The following is a 15,556-nucleotide window of genomic DNA, read 5'->3' on the forward strand; positions in this document are numbered from 1 at the left end:
TCAGAACCGACACGGAGCACGCCAACATGAAAACGTTGATCAGCCTGTTGCTGACCGTCATCGCCACCTCGGCCATGGCCGCTGACAAAGAACCCCTCGCGGTCCTGTACAACCCGGAGCAGGCACTGGACATCGCCAGCGTGGTTTCGGTGTCAGACACTGCGACCGCGTGCGGGGTCGTACCGGCGACCATGGTGTATGTTGATCATCAGGGCCAGACCCACCGCGTGACCTACAACGTCATGGGTGATTGCACCAGCAACCTGTGATCGATGGGTTCACAGCAAGGTCCACGTGTAGCTGAGGATCAAGCGGTTCTCGTCGATATCACTGCGGTAGTTGGAACGCGCCATCGCATTGCGCACGCGAATGCCCAGACCTTTGAGGCTGCCGCTCTGCAACACATAGCCGAGGTCCAGGTCACGCTCGCGATCCTTGCCTTCGAAACCCTTTCCGGTATCGACGTTGTTGCCGCTGATGTAGCGCAGGGTACTGGTCAACCCCGGTACGCCTAGCGCCGCGAAATCGTAGTCGTAGCGCGCCTGCCAGGAACGTTCATCGGTGAAGGCGAACTCATAGGTCGGCACTTCGTTGCCCAGCGGCGAGATGTTGGCAAATACCCGTGGAAATGCACTGTCGCCGAACATGCCCTGATAGCCGACGTAAAACGTATGGCCGCCACGCTTGGCCGACAGCAACGAGAAGAACGCCTGGTTGTCGATGTTGCCCAGCAGTTTCTTGCCATCCTCGCGCGAATCGTAGTAACCGAGGTTGGCGCCGAGGATCCAGTCGCCCACTGGCTCACTGTGTTTTAAACCCAGAAAACGCTGGTTGTAGATATCTTCCAGCTGCCCGTACCAGGCGCTGACCGAGCTGCGCTTGTCATTGAACGCATAATCAGCGCCGGCAAAATTGAAACCGTCACTGCTGACCTGACGCTGCGGCACGTGACCCAGCATCGCTTGCATCTTTTCGTCGCCAGCCTCGTTGCGCAGGCTGGTTGAACTCAAGTGACCACCCTGCAGCGTCAGGCCATTGATCTCGTTGGAGGTGATGCTTGCGCCCTGATAACTCGGTGGCAGCAGGCGAATATCGCTGAATGCCAACACCGGCAGATTGGGTTGCAGCTCACCGACTTTCAGCTCGGTTTTGGAGTAGCGCATCTTCAACGCGCCTTCCAGCCGGCTGTAGTTGTCCGCCGCGCGGCCGTCGCTCTGCACCGGCAGCAAACCGGTATTGGTCCGGTCCGGAGCGCTGTCGAGCTTGAGGCCGAGCAAGCCGATGACATCCACCCCAAACCCGACGGTGCCCTGGGTGTATCCGGACTTCACGTTGAGGATGAAACCCTGGGCCCACTCTTCAGCCTTCGATTGCTGGTTGGCGCCGACGATGTCGGAATAGTCGCGGCTGAAGTAGTAATTGCGCGCCTGCAACGTTGCGGTGGTGTCTTCGATGAAGCCTTTTTCAGCGGCCATCGCACCCGTGGAAAAACCCGAGACGACAGCCAGGGACAACGCCGAACCGGTTGTTGGGAGAATCTGTTTCATCGTTTTTCTCTTATTGTTATTGATCGACTGGTTGAAGGACTTCAGTTGCAGTGGATTTGCGACGGGGAACGGGACGACGAGCGCTCAACAACACATGGGTAACCATGCCGAAAATCAGCCCCCAGAACGCCGCGGACAATCCGAACAACGTCATGCCCGAAGCCGTGACCAGAAAGGTCACCAGCGCGGCTTCACGATCGCTCGGCACAGCCATCGCTCCCGTCAATGCACCGGCTATGGCGGCGAACAAGGCCAGCCCGGCCAACGCCGCGATCAACTCTTTGGGGAATGCTGAAAACAGCGAGACCAGCGTGGCGCCGAAGATCCCCAGCAGCAGGTAGCACAGGCCGCCGACGACCCCGGCCACGTAGCGTTTGCGAGGATCTTCGTGGGATTCGCGACCGGTGCAGATCGCCGCGGTGATCGCCGCCAGATTCAGTCCATGGCAACCAAACGGCGCCAGCAGTGCCGTGCCCAGCGCGCTACTGGCGATGATCGGGCTCGCCGGCACTGGATACCCACTGGCGCGTAGCACCGCCATGCCGGGCACGAACTGACCGGTCAGCGCCACCATCACCAGCGGCAAGGCGATGTTCAGGATCGCACCCAGACTGAATTCGGGCGTGATCCACACCGGTGTGGCCAGGCCGATCACCAGCACTTCACGATGCAATTCACCGGTGAACGCGGCAATCGAGCAACCCACCAGCAGCACCATCATCACCGCATAACGCGGCATCACCCGCTTGCAGATCAGGTAACTGGCAAACATCGCCAGGACCAGCAACGGCTGGTGCTGCATCGACACGAACAACCCGGTGCCGAAACTGAACAGGATCCCCGCCAGCATCGCCGCCGCGATGGCTGCGGGCAGCTTGCTGATGATCCGGTCGAAAGCGCCCGAAATGCCGACCACGAAAATGATCAGGCTACTGACCAGATAAGCCCCCACCGCCTCCGCCATGGAGATGTCCGGCAACAGCGTCACCAGCAACGCCGAGCCCGGCGCCGACCAGGCGATGATCACCGGAACTCGGTAGCGCAGGCTCAAAGCAATACCGAGCACGGCGCTGCCAATGGAGATCGCCCAGATCCAGGACGACAACACTTCCCGCGAAAGATGTGCCGCTTCTGCCGCCTGAAAGATGATCACCAATGGGCCGGCATAGGAAATCACCGTGGCAATGAATCCAGCCACGGCGGCTGACAACGAGAAGTCCTGGAAAAACGCTTTCATGATTCAGGCACCGGTCGCTGACAACGCAGGGTTGACGCCAGCAGCGCTGCGTCGACTGCTGATGGCGAACACGGTCATGGCCAGGGCCGCCACCGCACCGGGCAAGGCAAACGCCATGAAGTTCAGTTGCAGGGGCAAGCTGATCCCGAGCAACGCACCACCCAGCAGCGGACCGACGATGGCCCCGTTGCGCCCAATGCCCGATGCCCAGCCCAGACCGGTAGAGCGAATCGTCATGGCGTAAAACTGCGCGGCGCAGGCGTACAAAAGAATCTGCGAGCCAATGGTGGTGGCACCCGCAACGGCGATCAGCAGGTACAACACCGGCATCGGGCTGTTGAAGCCCAACAGAGTGATCGACACCGCCGCCATGGCGAAAAACACCGCCAGCACTTTCGGCAGATTGAGTTTGTCGCCCAGCACCCCGCCACCGACCGCGCCGAAGATCGCCCCGAAGTTCAACACCAGCAGGAACGACAGGCTCGAGCCCAGGCTGTAACCGGCGTTGGCCATCAGTTTTGGCAGCCAGGAACTCAGCGCATACACCATCAACAGGCAGCAGAAAAACGCCAGCCACAGCATCAGCGTGCGCAGCGCACGGCCTTCACGGAACAACTGCAACACCGGAGTGCCCGTGCCTTTCACTTCGGCCATGTGCAATTGGTCAGACGTTTGCGCGACGTAGGCCGGATCAATCCGCTGGAGAATACTGCGCGCCTCCTCATTACGCCCCTGACGCAACATGAAACCCACCGATTCGGGCAGGAAATACATGATCAGCGGCAACAACAGCAACGGCAGGACCGCCACGTAAAACACCGACTGCCAGCCGAAACCCGGGATCAGCACAATGCCCAGTCCGGCGGACAGCATGCCGCCCACCGAGTAACCGCTGAACATGATCGCGACCAGCGTGCTGCGGATTTTTTTCGGCGCGTACTCGTTCATCAGTGCCACGACGTTAGGCATCACGCCGCCAATGCCGAGCCCGGCAATGAAGCGACAGAGACCGAACTCGGTGGGGTTTCGGGCGAAACCATTGAGTACGGTGAAGCCACTGAAGAGCATCACGCAGATCGTGATCGCCTTCTTGCGGCCGATCCTGTCCGACAACGGGCCAAAGAACAGTGCGCCGAACATCATGCCGAACAGTGCATAGCTGCCCAGTGCACCGGCCTGCAAAGGACTGAGCCCCCACTCTTTCATCAGCATCGGCAAGACCACGCCGTAGATCACCAGATCGTAACCGTCGAAGATGATGATCAGGGCACACCAGAACAGCACCATCCAGTGAAAGCGGTTGAAGCGAGCGTTGTCGATAACCTCATGTACGTCGATCTTGCGCATGGCATATATCTCTTGTTGTTGTTTTTTTAGAGCGTCGGTAACACGGCTTACGTCCGTACAGCCGAGGGTAGAGCCACCCGATACGCGGCAATATCCAGTGCGCGCAGATCTCTATCCATTTTGTGCAGGGCCCTGAAACGGGCATGGGGACGGGAGGCATTGGCCCTCTCCGACAAATTGTCTTCTTTGCGATCACATTTGAACGCTAAGCTTGGGCCTATGGATGACTCAGATTATTTACGCCTGCTGACCATCGCGGCCGAGCAAGCCAACGCGTTCCTGTCCAACGCCCGCAAATGGGAGCGTGAGCGTTGGGTTTGCCAGCGCCTGCTGCAAGGCTTGAACATTCCCTATCGTGCCGATGAATTCGCCCCCGCCGGGGAACCGCCGGATGTGTTGTTTCGCGATGCCAGTTTCGAGGTGTTCTTCGTGCTCGACGAAGGCCGGCGCCTCAACGATGAATGGCGCGACGAATTGCAACGCCGACGCAGCGCGTTTTCCCTGAGCCAACTGGTGCGCCGCGAGGCCAAGCCACGACGCATCCCCGCCAACGAATTCTTGCTGCGATTGGCGCCGACCTTGCGCAAAAAAGCGCACAACTACAAAGAGCGTGGCATGGATCTGGGTGAGCTGGACATCATTGCCTTCGCCAGCCTCAAACGCGAAGTGCTGGACCTCAACAGCCATTTCCCGCCGCCGACCGAATACCTGCGCCAGGGCTGGCGCTCGCTGTCATTGGTCGGGCCGACATTTGCCCGCGTGCTGTTCGCTCACCCGGATGCGCCGGACTTCTTGCGCAGCAACCTGGGGCGCAGCATCGTTTTTGACGTCGGGATCAGCCTGTGAGCCCGTTGCAGGAGCTGATCGCCGAGGTGCCGCAACAAGGTCGTGTACGCTGGATCGGCGTGCGCCCGCAATCACGCTCGCCGATGCTTGCACTCGAGGCCGTGGAAGCGCGCCTCGAGGCCGGCCTGACCGGCGACCACGCCCGCCCCGGCGTGCGCAATGCGCGGCAGGTCACGCTGATTCAGTGGGAGCACCTGGCGGTGATCAGTTCGTTGATGGGCCGTGCGCACGATCACCCGCTCCGGCCTGAAGATCTACGGCGCAATCTCGTTATCAGTGGCATCAATCTGTTCAGCCTCAAGGGCCGCCGCTTCCGGATTGGCCAGGCAACCTTTGAAACCACTGGCTGGTGCCAACCCTGCGCGCGCCTTGAAAGCAACCTGGGCATCGGCACCTTTCAGGCCGTGCGCGGACATGGCGGAATCACTGCCCGAGTGTTACAAAGTGGAATCATTCGCCTGGACGATACGGTGAGCGTCGAGCCCCTTGCGGACAGCGGCTATGCTCCGTTCAACGTTCGTTAAATCAGCCTGTAGCTTCTACACATTCAGCTACGTCTACCTGACGAGGCCTTTATGACCAGCCGCCTGAACCCCGACGACCAAAAGCATGTCGAAGAGTACCTGCAGTTGTCCCAGCACCAAGTCGAGCGCCGGCCTTTCCGGCCGTGGATGCTCCTTGTACTGGTATTGGCAGTGACCATTGGTCTGGGCCTGTTGAGCCGATTTATCAGTTACCTGACGCTATGAGCTGCCTTGCGCTCGCGCGGTTGACTGTACCGATTTCTTTTAGCCTTGCGAGATATCCCCATGACTCATCGTATTGTCATCGTTGGCGGCGGCGCCGGCGGTCTGGAGTTGGCTACCCGTCTGGGTAAGACTCTGGGCAAGCGTGGCACGGCCAGTGTGATGCTGGTCGACGCGAACCTGACCCACATCTGGAAACCGTTGTTGCACGAAGTGGCGGCCGGTTCCCTGAACTCTTCCGAAGACGAACTCAACTATGTCGCCCAAGCCAAATGGAACCATTTCGAGTTCCAGCTGGGGCGCATGAGCGGGCTCGATCGCGCGAAGAAAAAAATCCAGCTGGCCGCCACCTATGACGAAGCCGGTCTGGAACTGGTGCCAGCCCGCGAAGTGCCTTACGACTCGCTGGTGATCTCCGTCGGCAGCACCACCAACGATTTTGGCACCCAGGGCGCTGCGCAACACTGCCTGTTCCTCGACACGCGTAAACAGGCCGAGCGTTTCCACCAGCAACTGCTCAACCACTACTTGCGTGCTCACGCCGGTCAGACCGACACGATCGAGCAAATCAGCGTGGCCATCGTCGGCGCCGGTGCCACCGGGGTCGAGCTGGCCGCCGAGCTGCACAACGCCGCCCATGAACTGGCAGCCTATGGCCTGGACCGGATCAAGCCGGAAAACATGCACATCACCCTGATCGAAGCCGGACCACGAGTCCTGCCGGCGCTGCCAGAGCGGATTGGCGGACCTGTGCATAAAACCCTGGAGAAACTCGGGGTCAACGTCATGACCAATGCCGCTGTCAGCGAAGTGACGGCCGACAGCCTGATCACCGCCGACGGCAATGAAATCAAGGCCAGCCTGAAAGTCTGGGCCGCGGGGATTCGCGCACCGGGCTTCCTCAAGGACATCGACGGCCTGGAAACCAACCGCATCAATCAGCTGCAAGTACTGCCGACCCTGCAAACCACCCGCGACGAGAACATCTTCGCCTTCGGTGACTGCGCCGCCTGCCCTCAACCAGGCAGCGACCGCAATGTGCCGCCACGTGCCCAGGCTGCTCACCAACAGGCTTCGTTGCTGGCCAAATCGCTGAAACTGCGCATCGAAGGCAAGCCACTGCCGGAGTACAAGTACACCGACTACGGCTCGCTGATCTCGCTGTCGCGTTTTTCGGCTGTGGGTAACTTGATGGGCAACCTCACCGGCAGCGTGATGCTTGAGGGCTGGCTGGCGCGGATGTTCTACGTGTCGCTGTACCGCATGCACCAGATGGCGCTGTACGGACCGTTCCGCACGGCGATGCTGATGCTGGGCAGCAAGATCGGACGTGGGACTGAGCCGCGGCTGAAGCTGCATTAAGATCTGCGGCGCCTGAAAGGGCCTCTTCGCTGGCAAGCCAGCTCCTACAGGATTGATGCAGTTCTGTAGGAGCTGGCTTGCCAGCGAATGCTTCACCTTTGCCCCTGGAATCCGGACAAAAAAAATCCCCGTATCTTTCGATACGAGGATTTTTAATATGGTCGGGGTAAGGGGATTCGAACTCCTGACATCCTGCTCCCAAAGCAGGCGCGCTACCGGACTGCGCTATACCCCGGTAAAAAAAAGGCACCTTCGAGAGGCGCCTTCTGCGAACAGAGCTTTTGGCGTCTGATCTTAAGATTCGATTCCAGTTTAACCTGGTTTCAAAAATGGTGGGTCGTGTGGGATTCGAACCTACGACCAATTGGTTAAAAGCCAACTGCTCTACCAACTGAGCTAACGACCCAAAAATGGTCGGGGTAAGGGGATTCGAACTCCTGACATCCTGCTCCCAAAGCAGGCGCGCTACCGGACTGCGCTATACCCCGGTTTGAAATTGGCTCCGTGACCAGGACTCGAACCTGGGACCCAATGATTAACAGTCATTTGCTCTACCGACTGAGCTATCACGGAACTACACATTTCAATTTACAACTTTGAAGCTTTACTGCGTTCTCTTCAACCCGTTTGCATCGCTGCGTTCGTGTGTCTGAGGCGCGCTATTCTACAATCTTCAGAACCTCTGTCAACCCCCTAAATTGCTTTCAAGTTAATGATTTGCAACTTATTTTGGATTCCTGCCCAGTGAGCGGAAACCCTGGCGGGTGACTTACTGCGGGGCGCACTTTACAAGCCTTTTCCTTTGAGTTCAACAGCCTAACGAAAAAAAGGCCTCACAATGCGAGGCCTTTTCAATTTTGTTGCCGATCCGGATCAAACGAAGACGATTTCGTCGTTTTCCACCACGCCATGAGCCGTGTCGCCCGGCATGAATCGACCGGACAGGATCAGCTGCGCCAGCGGGTTCTCGATCCAGCGCTGGATCGCTCGTTTGAGCGGCCGTGCGCCGTACACCGGGTCGTAACCGACCGCAATCAGCTTGTCCATGGCTTCAGGGCTGAGTTCAAGCTTCAGCTCCCGTTCGGTCAGGCGGCTGCGCAGACGACCCAACTGGATCTCGGTAATGCCGGCGATCTGATCCCGCGCCAACGGCTCGAAGATCACCACTTCGTCGACCCGGTTGATGAACTCCGGCCGGAAGTGGCTGGAAATCGCATCCATCACCGCTGCACGCTGCGCCTCACGATCACCGACCAGTTCCTGGATCTGCACCGACCCCAGGTTGGAGGTCATGACAATCACGGTGTTCTTGAAGTCCACCGTGCGGCCATGGCTGTCGGTCAGGCGACCGTCTTCAAGCACTTGCAGCAAGATGTTGAACACATCAGGGTGCGCTTTCTCGACCTCATCCATCAGGATCACCGAATACGGCTTGCGACGCACGGCCTCAGTCAGGTAACCGCCCTCTTCGTACCCCACGTAGCCCGGTGGCGCACCGATCAGGCGAGCCACGGAATGTTTCTCCATGAACTCGGACATGTCGATCCGCACCATCGCCTCTTCAGTATCAAAGAGGAATTCGGCCAGCGCCTTGCACAGCTCGGTTTTACCGACACCGGTCGGGCCGAGGAACATGAACGAGCCGCTGGGGCGATTCGGGTCGGACAAGCCGGCACGCGAACGCCGCACCGCGTTGGAAACCGCAACCACCGCTTCATCCTGGCCGATCACACGCTGGTGCAACAGGCTTTCCATCTTCATCAGTTTTTCACGCTCGCCTTCGAGCATCTTCGACACTGGAATTCCGGTCCACTTCGATACGACTTCAGCGATTTCTTCCTCAGTCACCTTGCTGCGCAGCAACTGGTTCTCGCTTTTGCCATGCTGGTCGACCATTTGCAGGCTGCGCTCCAGGTCCGGGATCACCCCGTACTGCAACTCGGCCATGCGGTTCAGGTCGCCTTTGCGGCGGGCCGCTTCCAGTTCCTGACGGGACTGTTCGATTTTCTGCTGGATCTGTGCAGAACCCTGGACTTCGGCTTTTTCCGAATTCCAGATTTCTTCGAGATCCGAATACTCACGCTCATGACGAGCGATTTCGTCCTGCAGTTTTTCCAGACGCTTTTTCGCCGCATCGTCGCTTTCTTTCTTCAGCGCCTGGGATTCCACCTTCAGCTGAATAAGGCGACGTTCCAGACGGTCCAGCACTTCCGGTTTGGAGTCGATCTCCATGCGGATGCGGCTGGCCGCTTCATCGATCAGGTCGATGGCTTTGTCCGGCAACTGCCGGTCAGTGATGTAACGATGGCTGAGCTTGGCCGCGGCAATGATCGCGCCGTCGGTGATCGCCACCTTGTGGTGAACCTCATAACGCTCCTTGAGGCCACGCAGGATGGCGATGGTGTCTTCTTCGCTCGGCTCATCCACCAGCACTTTCTGGAAGCGTCGCTCGAGCGCAGCGTCCTTCTCTATGTATTGGCGATACTCGTTGAGCGTCGTGGCGCCCACGCAATGCAGCTCACCGCGGGCCAGAGCCGGCTTGAGCATGTTGCCCGCATCCATCGAGCCCTCGCCCTTGCCGGCGCCGACCATGGTGTGCAGTTCGTCGATGAACAGAATGATCTGCCCTTCCTGCTTCGACAGTTCATTGAGCAACGCCTTGAGTCGCTCTTCAAACTCACCGCGATACTTGGCACCGGCAATCAGCGCCCCCATGTCCAGGGACAACAGACGCTTGCCCTTGAGGCCATCCGGCACTTCGCCATTGATGATGCGCTGGGCCAGGCCTTCGGCGATGGCGGTTTTACCCACGCCAGGCTCACCGATCAGCACCGGGTTGTTCTTGGTACGACGTTGCAACACCTGGATGGTCCGGCGAATTTCATCGTCACGGCCGATCACCGGATCGAGCTTGCCCTCTTCGGCGCGCTTGGTCAGGTCGACGGTGTATTTATCCAGAGCCTGACGGGACTCTTCGTGATTGGGGTCGTTGACAGCTTCGCCACCGCGCAGGTTGTTGATCGCATTTTCCAGGGCTTTCTTGCTCACGCCCTGGCCGAGCAACAGCTTGCCGAGCTTGCTGTTCTCGTCCATGGCGGCGAGCAGCACCAGCTCGCTGGAGATGAATTGGTCGCCTTTCTGTTGCGCCAGACGATCGGCCTGGTTGAGCAGGCGCGCCAGATCCTGCGACATGTTCACGTCGCCGGTCGGATTCTGGATTTTCGGTAGCTGGTCGAGCTCTTTGGTCAGCTCTTTACGCAGGCTGTTGATGTCGAAGCCCACCTGCATCAGCAGGGGCTTGATCGAGCCGCCCTGCTGCTCGAGCAAGGCTTGCATCAAGTGCGCCGGTTCAATGGCCGGATGATCGTGGCCGACAGCCAGGGATTGGGCATCGGACAACGCTAACTGCAATTTGCTGGTTAAACGGTCTATACGCATGGGTCACCTTCCTTTTGAGCAGGCCGGACCTATAAAACATCCTGAATGAAGAAACCTGCCAGATAGCACAATAGATGTGGTCGATTCTGGGAGTTTCAAGCGTCGGGACGTTGATGCAGGTCAGGAAAGCTTAGTGGGTGAGCCAGATCAGGGAGGCGAATCGACCGGTGCGTGGATTACGGCGGTAAGAGAAAAAGCGCGGATCGGTCACGGTGCAGAAACCGCCACCGTAGACAGCGGTGACACCGCGAGCCGCCAGACGCAAGCGGGCCAGCCTATAGATGTCGGCCATGAACTTGCCGGGGTTTTGGCTCGGTACAAAGGCTTCTGCCGCTTGCGACAGTTGCTGCACGAAGGTTTCGCGCACTTCCGGGCCGACTTCAAAGGCTTGCGGGCCGATGGCCGGACCGAGCCAGACGAGTACCTCGGCAGGTGGCACCGCCAGACTGTCGAGGGTGGCTTCCAGCACGCCCGCCGCCAACCCGCGCCAACCGGCATGGGCCGCTGCTACGCGGGTACCGGCACGGTCGCAAAACAATGTCGGCAGGCAGTCCGCAGTCATCGCCGTACAGGCGATACCGGGTGTCGACGTCCAACTGGCATCGGCGGTGTCCACCCGGCCTGGATCGGCATGGGCCACGGCAATGCCGTGGACCTGCTGCAGCCAGGCCGGTCGAATGGAGAAATGATCGGTAAGACGACGGCGATTCTCGGCAACAGCTTCAGGGCTGTCATCGACATGATCGCCAAGATTGAGGCTGTCGAACGGCGCCACACTGACGCCGCCCGCACGGGTGGTGACACAGGCTTTGACCCCGGCCGGCGCGGGCCAGTCAGGAATCAGCCAGTCACTCATCCGATGAACGCCTCGCGGTCTTGCTTGAGCAGGGTCAGCAGCCAGACGAAATCTTCCGGCAACGGTGATTCCCAGCTCATGCGCTGACCGGTGGTCGGATGATCCAGTTCCAGGAAACGCGCATGCAGCGCCTGACGCGGGAAGTTTTTCAGCGATTCGACCATGGTCGGGTTGGCCGCCGGCGGAATACGGAAGCGACCGCCGTAGGCAGGGTCTCCGACCAACGGGTAGTTGATGTGCGCCATGTGCACGCGAATCTGGTGCGTACGACCGGTTTCCAGCTTCACCCGCACGTGAGTATGGGAGCGGAAGCGCTCGAGCACGCGGTAATGACTGACGGCCTGCTTGCCACCTTCCATCACGGCCATGCGCTGGCGCTGCTGGCCGTGACGACCGATTGGCGCATTGATCTTGCCACCGGCTGTCACCACACCGATCACGATGCATTCATAGATACGGCTGACGCTGCGGCTCTGCAACTGTGCAACCAGTTGCGTCTGCGCCTGAATGGTCTTGGCCACCACCATCAGACCGGTGGTGTCCTTGTCCAGGCGATGCACGATACCGGCGCGGGGCACATTGATGATGTCCGGCACGTGGTGCAGCAAAGCGTTGAGCAAGGTGCCGTCGGCGTGACCGGCAGCCGGGTGTACCACCAGGCCCGCAGGCTTGTTGATCACCAGGATATCGTCGTCTTCATAGACGATGTCCAGGGCAATGTCTTGAGCGACCCATTCGCCCTGAGCTTCCTGCTCGGCAGTCAGCTCAAGGATGGCGCCACCGTGAACGATGTCTCGCGGGCGGATAACCGCCCCATCCACAGTCAGGCGGCCGTCTTTGATCCAGGCGGAAAGGCGCGAGCGCGAGTGCTCAGCGAATAATTGTGCGGCGACTTGATCGAGGCGTTGGCCGCCCAATTCGGACGGCACCTCTGCGCGGAGTTCAATTTTATCGGACATGCTCAGACTAGGCGTCGGCACAGCCTTTGGTTTCGGCTGCGCGCTTGTGGTTAAATACGGCGTCTTTTGCCCCGAGGCTATTCAACGGGGCGCTCATCATAACAGGACGGCCACGCCCAAGACAGCGGCCGTCATAGGGACGCAAGCCGCCATGCAAGTGAAACACCTGCTGCTGATCGCCATCCTCGCATTGACCGCTGCTTGCTCATCGAAGGAAGTCGTAGACGAAAACCTCAGTGAAGTCGAGCTGTACCAACAGGCTCAAAAAGACCTGGACAACAGTAGCTACACCAGTGCCATCGCCAAGCTGAAGGCTCTGGAATCGCGTTATCCGTTCGGTCGTTATGCCGATCAGGCACAACTCGAACTCATCTACGCCAACTACAAGAACACCGAGCCAGAGGCGGCCAAGTCCGCTGCGGAGCGCTTCATTCGCCTGCACCCACAGCATCCGAACGTCGATTACGCCTACTACCTCAAGGGCCTGACTTCTTTCGACCAGGACGTCGGCCTGCTGGCGCGCTTCCTGCCGCTGGACATGACCAAGCGTGACCCGGGTGCCGCCCGCGACTCCTATAACGAGTTCGCCCAGCTGACCAGCCGCTTCCCGAACAGCCGCTACGCACCAGACGCCAAGCAGCGCATGATTTATCTGCGCAACCTGCTGGCGGCCTACGAAATTCACGTGGCCGACTACTACCTGACCCGTCAGGCCTATGTCGCCGCCGCGAACCGCGGTCGTTACGTGGTGGAAAACTTCCAGGAAACCCCTTCGGTCGGCGACGGCCTGGCAGTGATGACCGAGTCCTACCAGCGCCTGCACCTGGACGACCTGGCGGCCACCAGCCTGGAAACCCTGAAGCTCAACTACCCGAACCACCCGACGCTGGTGGACGGTCAGTTCGTGCCGACCGTGGCCGAAGCCGACAACCGTTCGTGGCTGAGTAAGGCGACCCTGGGCCTGATCGAGTCCCGTCCGCCGCTGCCACCGGGCGAAACCCGCGCCAACCAGGACGTGCAGAGGCAGTTCCAGGACGCCAAGGATGCAATCCCGGCCGAACTCAAGCCTAAAGACACCAATGGCGACGCGATCGAAGAAGAAGATCACGAAGCGGAAGGCAACAGCAGCGACCGCTCGTGGTTCAGCTACATGACCTTCGGCGTGTTCGACTGACACTCGGGTTGTGCAAAAAGGGAGACTTTCGAGTCTCCCTTTTTTATTTCAGCGATTTATTGCACTGTGCGCCTGACAGGTCCTTGGCTAAACTGCCGGATCATCCACCGAAAAGCAGCTCACCATGCTTCGTTTATTGTTCTGGATTGCCCTGATTGCCGCTGCAGTATGGTTCTGGCGCAAGCTCAAGGGGCAGGCTTCCACCCCCAGCCCCCCTACTGAGCGGGAAGCTGCGCCCATGGTCCGTTGCGCCCATTGCGGCGTTCACCTGCCCCGTGACCGCGCGCTGAGCCTCGACCAACGGTGGTATTGCAGCCAGGCTCATCTCGAGCAAGACAAGGGCTCCAGTGGCCGCTGATGCGTCACCCGAAATGGCGACCGATTGAGCACTATCGCGCGTACTCAAGGAACTGAAAGGCGTCGATCGACGTCTGACGCAGATTATTCAAGACCACACTCTGCGAATGAACCGGGTAATCGAAAACGTCCTGCACCTGTGGCGCCGCGAGCAAATTTCGCCGCTACAGCTCGATTTGAAATCACTGGAAATACTCGATAACGAAGCCCCCACCCCCCAAATCAAGGGCCTGGGGCCTTATCTGTCCGGCGAGCCGGGCGAAAGCATTCTGTCCCGCCTAGACTTCAAGGCACGCCAGGAAAGCGGCTGCTTTTGCATGACCTTTGCTCACGGACGGAACCCACGTTGAACACCAGACCACGGCAAAAAGTCTTGATCGTCGATGACGAACCGGAAGTACGCGAATTCCTGGAAATCTCCCTGGGAAGGATGAAACTGGAGACGTTCAACGCCCGCAACGTCGGCGAAGCGCGATCCCTGCTAAAACGCGAAAGCTTCGATCTATGCCTGACCGATATGCAGTTGTCGGATGGTACCGGCCTGGAGCTGGTGCAGCACATCCAGCAACGTCACCCTCAGGTCCAGGTGGCGATGATCACCGCCTATGCCAGTCTCGAAACCGCGATCGATGTGCTCAAGGCCGGGGCATTCGACTTCCTGACCAAACCGGTGGACCTTACCCGCCTGCGTGAACTGGTCACCAGCGCCCTGCTGCTTCCTGCCCGCGGGGTTGGCATCGATCGTCGCTTGCTGGGCGACTCATTGCCCATGCGCAACCTGCGTAAACACATCACCAAACTGGCCAGCAGCCATGCGACGGTATACATCAGCGGAGAATCCGGCAGCGGCAAGGAATTGGTCGCGCGCCTGATCCATGATCAAAGCCCCCGCGCCAATCAGCCGTTCATTGCGATCAACTGCGCAGCGATTCCTTCGGAACTGTTGGAGAGCGAGTTTTTCGGCCACCGCAAAGGCAGTTTCAGCGGCGCCATCGAAGACAAGCCCGGTCTGTTCCAGACCGCCCACGGCGGCACCCTGCTCCTCGACGAAGTGGCTGACCTGCCGCTGGCAATGCAGGTCAAACTGCTGCGCGCGATTCAGGAGAAAGCCGTACGCAGCGTTGGCGGGCAGCAGGAAGTGGCGGTGGATGTGCGCATTCTCTGTGCCACACACAAGGACCTTGGCGCCGAAGTCGCCGCCGGGCGATTTCGTCATGATCTTTACTACCGTTTGAACGTGATCGAACTCCGGGTGCCGCCCTTGCGCGAGCGTCGTGACGACATTGAAATGCTGGCCAGCCACATGCTCAAGCGCCTGGCCGCCGATACCGGTCAACCTGCGGCGAGACTCCACCCCCACGCCCTCGATGCGCTGAAAAACTATCGCTTCCCAGGCAATGTGCGGGAACTGGAAAACATGCTCGAACGGGCGCACACCCTGTGTGAGAACAATCAGATCGAAGCCGGCGACCTGCGCCTGGCCGAAGGCAACTGTGGGGCAGAAGGTGGCCTGCCGGACCTGACCCGGATCGACAACCTGGAAACCTACCTGGAAAACGTCGAACGCCAACTGCTGCTCCAGGCCCTGGAGGAAACCCGCTGGAACCGCACAGCGGCGGCTCAGCGGTTGAATCTGTCATTCAGGTCGATGCGTTACCGGCTCAAGAAGCTGGGACTGGATTGAGTC

At 59.5% G+C, this 15,556-nt stretch carries 14 protein-coding genes, 4 tRNA genes and 1 pseudogene; 9 read left to right on the top strand and 10 right to left on the bottom strand.

All coding sequences use genetic code 11. From position 1 onward, the window contains the following. Window positions 1–26: 26 nt before the first annotated feature. Window positions 27–269 carry a DUF2790 domain-containing protein gene (locus PMI31_RS25855; protein WP_008022445.1) on the top strand — a complete coding sequence of 81 codons (243 nt, stop codon included), beginning with the start codon at window positions 27–29 and terminating at the stop codon, window positions 267–269. Window positions 270–278: 9 nt separating this feature from the next. Here PMI31_RS25855 and PMI31_RS25860 read toward each other — a convergent pair whose 3' ends face one another. The 3 genes from PMI31_RS25860 to PMI31_RS25870 are packed head-to-tail and all read right to left on the bottom strand — an operon-like array spanning window position 279 to window position 4,131. Next, complete coding sequence (locus tag PMI31_RS25860) at window positions 279–1,547, bottom strand: OprD family porin (RefSeq protein ID WP_008022446.1); 1,269 nt, start codon at window positions 1,545–1,547, stop codon at window positions 279–281. A gap of 16 nt (window positions 1,548–1,563) precedes the next feature. Beyond that, window positions 1,564–2,784 (bottom strand): benzoate/H(+) symporter BenE family transporter, encoded by a 1,221-nt coding sequence (locus PMI31_RS25865; protein WP_008022448.1) that lies wholly within the window; start codon window positions 2,782–2,784, stop codon window positions 1,564–1,566. A 3-nt stretch (window positions 2,785–2,787) separates the two neighbouring features. After that, entirely contained in the window at window positions 2,788–4,131 is a 1,344-nt protein-coding gene (locus PMI31_RS25870) for an aromatic acid/H+ symport family MFS transporter (RefSeq protein WP_008022450.1), read from the bottom strand. A 219-nt stretch (window positions 4,132–4,350) separates the two neighbouring features. Between PMI31_RS25870 and PMI31_RS25875 the strand changes: the two genes are divergently transcribed. The 4 genes from PMI31_RS25875 to PMI31_RS25890 are packed head-to-tail and all read left to right on the top strand — an operon-like array spanning window position 4,351 to window position 7,085. After that, window positions 4,351–4,977, top strand: coding sequence for a DUF1780 domain-containing protein (locus tag PMI31_RS25875; protein ID WP_007970534.1), 627 nt, complete (start codon window positions 4,351–4,353; stop codon window positions 4,975–4,977). Then, window positions 4,974–5,501, top strand: coding sequence for an MOSC domain-containing protein (locus PMI31_RS25880; protein WP_008022452.1), 528 nt, complete (start codon window positions 4,974–4,976; stop codon window positions 5,499–5,501). The genes PMI31_RS25875 and PMI31_RS25880 overlap by 4 nt, the downstream gene beginning before the upstream one ends. Window positions 5,502–5,552: 51 nt before the next feature. Beyond that, on the top strand, window positions 5,553–5,726 hold the full coding sequence (locus PMI31_RS25885) for a DUF3094 domain-containing protein (protein ID WP_008022453.1): 174 nt from the start codon (window positions 5,553–5,555) through the stop codon (window positions 5,724–5,726). Window positions 5,727–5,786: 60 nt separating this feature from the next. After that, the gene (locus PMI31_RS25890) at window positions 5,787–7,085 is read left to right on the top strand and encodes an NAD(P)/FAD-dependent oxidoreductase (protein WP_008022455.1); all 1,299 of its coding nucleotides are present in this window, start codon (window positions 5,787–5,789) and stop codon (window positions 7,083–7,085) included. Window positions 7,086–7,243: 158 nt separating this feature from the next. Here PMI31_RS25890 and PMI31_RS25895 read toward each other — a convergent pair. From PMI31_RS25895 to rluD, 7 genes are all read right to left on the bottom strand, one after another. Further along, window positions 7,244–7,320 (bottom strand) — tRNA-Pro (locus PMI31_RS25895). 95 nt (window positions 7,321–7,415) lie between these two features. Continuing rightward, window positions 7,416–7,491 (bottom strand) — tRNA-Lys (locus tag PMI31_RS25900). Window positions 7,492–7,496: 5 nt separating this feature from the next. Then, window positions 7,497–7,573 (bottom strand) — tRNA-Pro (locus PMI31_RS25905). 9 nt (window positions 7,574–7,582) lie between these two features. Then, window positions 7,583–7,658 (bottom strand) — tRNA-Asn (locus tag PMI31_RS25910). A gap of 300 nt (window positions 7,659–7,958) precedes the next feature. Then, the gene (gene clpB, locus PMI31_RS25915; protein WP_008022457.1) at window positions 7,959–10,523 is read right to left on the bottom strand and encodes an ATP-dependent chaperone ClpB; all 2,565 of its coding nucleotides are present in this window, start codon (window positions 10,521–10,523) and stop codon (window positions 7,959–7,961) included. A gap of 130 nt (window positions 10,524–10,653) precedes the next feature. Beyond that, window positions 10,654–11,379, bottom strand: coding sequence for a peptidoglycan editing factor PgeF (gene pgeF / locus PMI31_RS25920; protein WP_008022458.1), 726 nt, complete (start codon window positions 11,377–11,379; stop codon window positions 10,654–10,656). After that, on the bottom strand, window positions 11,376–12,338 hold the full coding sequence (gene rluD / locus PMI31_RS25925; RefSeq protein WP_008022459.1) for a 23S rRNA pseudouridine(1911/1915/1917) synthase RluD: 963 nt from the start codon (window positions 12,336–12,338) through the stop codon (window positions 11,376–11,378). The genes pgeF and rluD overlap by 4 nt, the downstream gene beginning before the upstream one ends. A gap of 151 nt (window positions 12,339–12,489) precedes the next feature. Between rluD and PMI31_RS25930 the strand changes: the two genes are divergently transcribed. The 4 genes and pseudogenes from PMI31_RS25930 to PMI31_RS25945 all read left to right on the top strand — a co-directional run bounded on the left by PMI31_RS25930 (window position 12,490) and on the right by PMI31_RS25945 (window position 15,553). Further along, the gene (locus PMI31_RS25930) at window positions 12,490–13,512 is read left to right on the top strand and encodes an outer membrane protein assembly factor BamD (RefSeq protein WP_008022460.1); all 1,023 of its coding nucleotides are present in this window, start codon (window positions 12,490–12,492) and stop codon (window positions 13,510–13,512) included. Window positions 13,513–13,636: 124 nt separating this feature from the next. Next, on the top strand, window positions 13,637–13,870 hold the full coding sequence (locus tag PMI31_RS30405; RefSeq protein ID WP_008022461.1) for a PP0621 family protein: 234 nt from the start codon (window positions 13,637–13,639) through the stop codon (window positions 13,868–13,870). Window positions 13,871–13,916: 46 nt separating this feature from the next. Continuing rightward, window positions 13,917–14,219, top strand: a pseudogene (locus PMI31_RS31660) (hypothetical protein); the annotation flags it as partial. Further along, window positions 14,216–15,553, top strand: a complete 1,338-nt coding sequence (locus PMI31_RS25945; protein ID WP_008022465.1) for a sigma-54-dependent transcriptional regulator — start codon at window positions 14,216–14,218, stop codon at window positions 15,551–15,553. The pseudogene PMI31_RS31660 and the gene PMI31_RS25945, both read left to right, overlap by 4 nt. Window positions 15,554–15,556 lie beyond the last annotated feature (3 nt).

Source organism: Pseudomonas sp. GM55 (assembly GCF_000282395.1).
Taxonomy (GTDB): Bacteria; Pseudomonadota; Gammaproteobacteria; order Pseudomonadales; family Pseudomonadaceae; genus Aquipseudomonas; species Aquipseudomonas fluorescens_CC.

Excerpts from the sequence above, each read along its gene's own strand:
- PMI31_RS25885 (WP_008022453.1), top strand. The coding sequence starts at position 5,553 with ATGACCAGCCGCCTGAACCCCGACGACCAAAAGCATGTCGAAGAGTAC.
- rluD (WP_008022459.1), bottom strand. The coding sequence starts at position 12,338 with ATGTCCGATAAAATTGAACTCCGCGCAGAGGTGCCGTCCGAATTGGGC.
- PMI31_RS25875 (WP_007970534.1), top strand. The coding sequence starts at position 4,351 with ATGGATGACTCAGATTATTTACGCCTGCTGACCATCGCGGCCGAGCAA.
- PMI31_RS25870 (WP_008022450.1), bottom strand. The coding sequence starts at position 4,131 with ATGCGCAAGATCGACGTACATGAGGTTATCGACAACGCTCGCTTCAAC.
- clpB (WP_008022457.1), bottom strand. The coding sequence starts at position 10,523 with ATGCGTATAGACCGTTTAACCAGCAAATTGCAGTTAGCGTTGTCCGAT.
- PMI31_RS25860 (WP_008022446.1), bottom strand. The coding sequence starts at position 1,547 with ATGAAACAGATTCTCCCAACAACCGGTTCGGCGTTGTCCCTGGCTGTC.
- PMI31_RS25890 (WP_008022455.1), top strand. The coding sequence starts at position 5,787 with ATGACTCATCGTATTGTCATCGTTGGCGGCGGCGCCGGCGGTCTGGAG.
- pgeF (WP_008022458.1), bottom strand. The coding sequence starts at position 11,379 with ATGAGTGACTGGCTGATTCCTGACTGGCCCGCGCCGGCCGGGGTCAAA.
- PMI31_RS25855 (WP_008022445.1), top strand. The coding sequence starts at position 27 with ATGAAAACGTTGATCAGCCTGTTGCTGACCGTCATCGCCACCTCGGCC.
- PMI31_RS25865 (WP_008022448.1), bottom strand. The coding sequence starts at position 2,784 with ATGAAAGCGTTTTTCCAGGACTTCTCGTTGTCAGCCGCCGTGGCTGGA.
- PMI31_RS30405 (WP_008022461.1), top strand. The coding sequence starts at position 13,637 with ATGCTTCGTTTATTGTTCTGGATTGCCCTGATTGCCGCTGCAGTATGG.
- PMI31_RS25930 (WP_008022460.1), top strand. The coding sequence starts at position 12,490 with ATGCAAGTGAAACACCTGCTGCTGATCGCCATCCTCGCATTGACCGCT.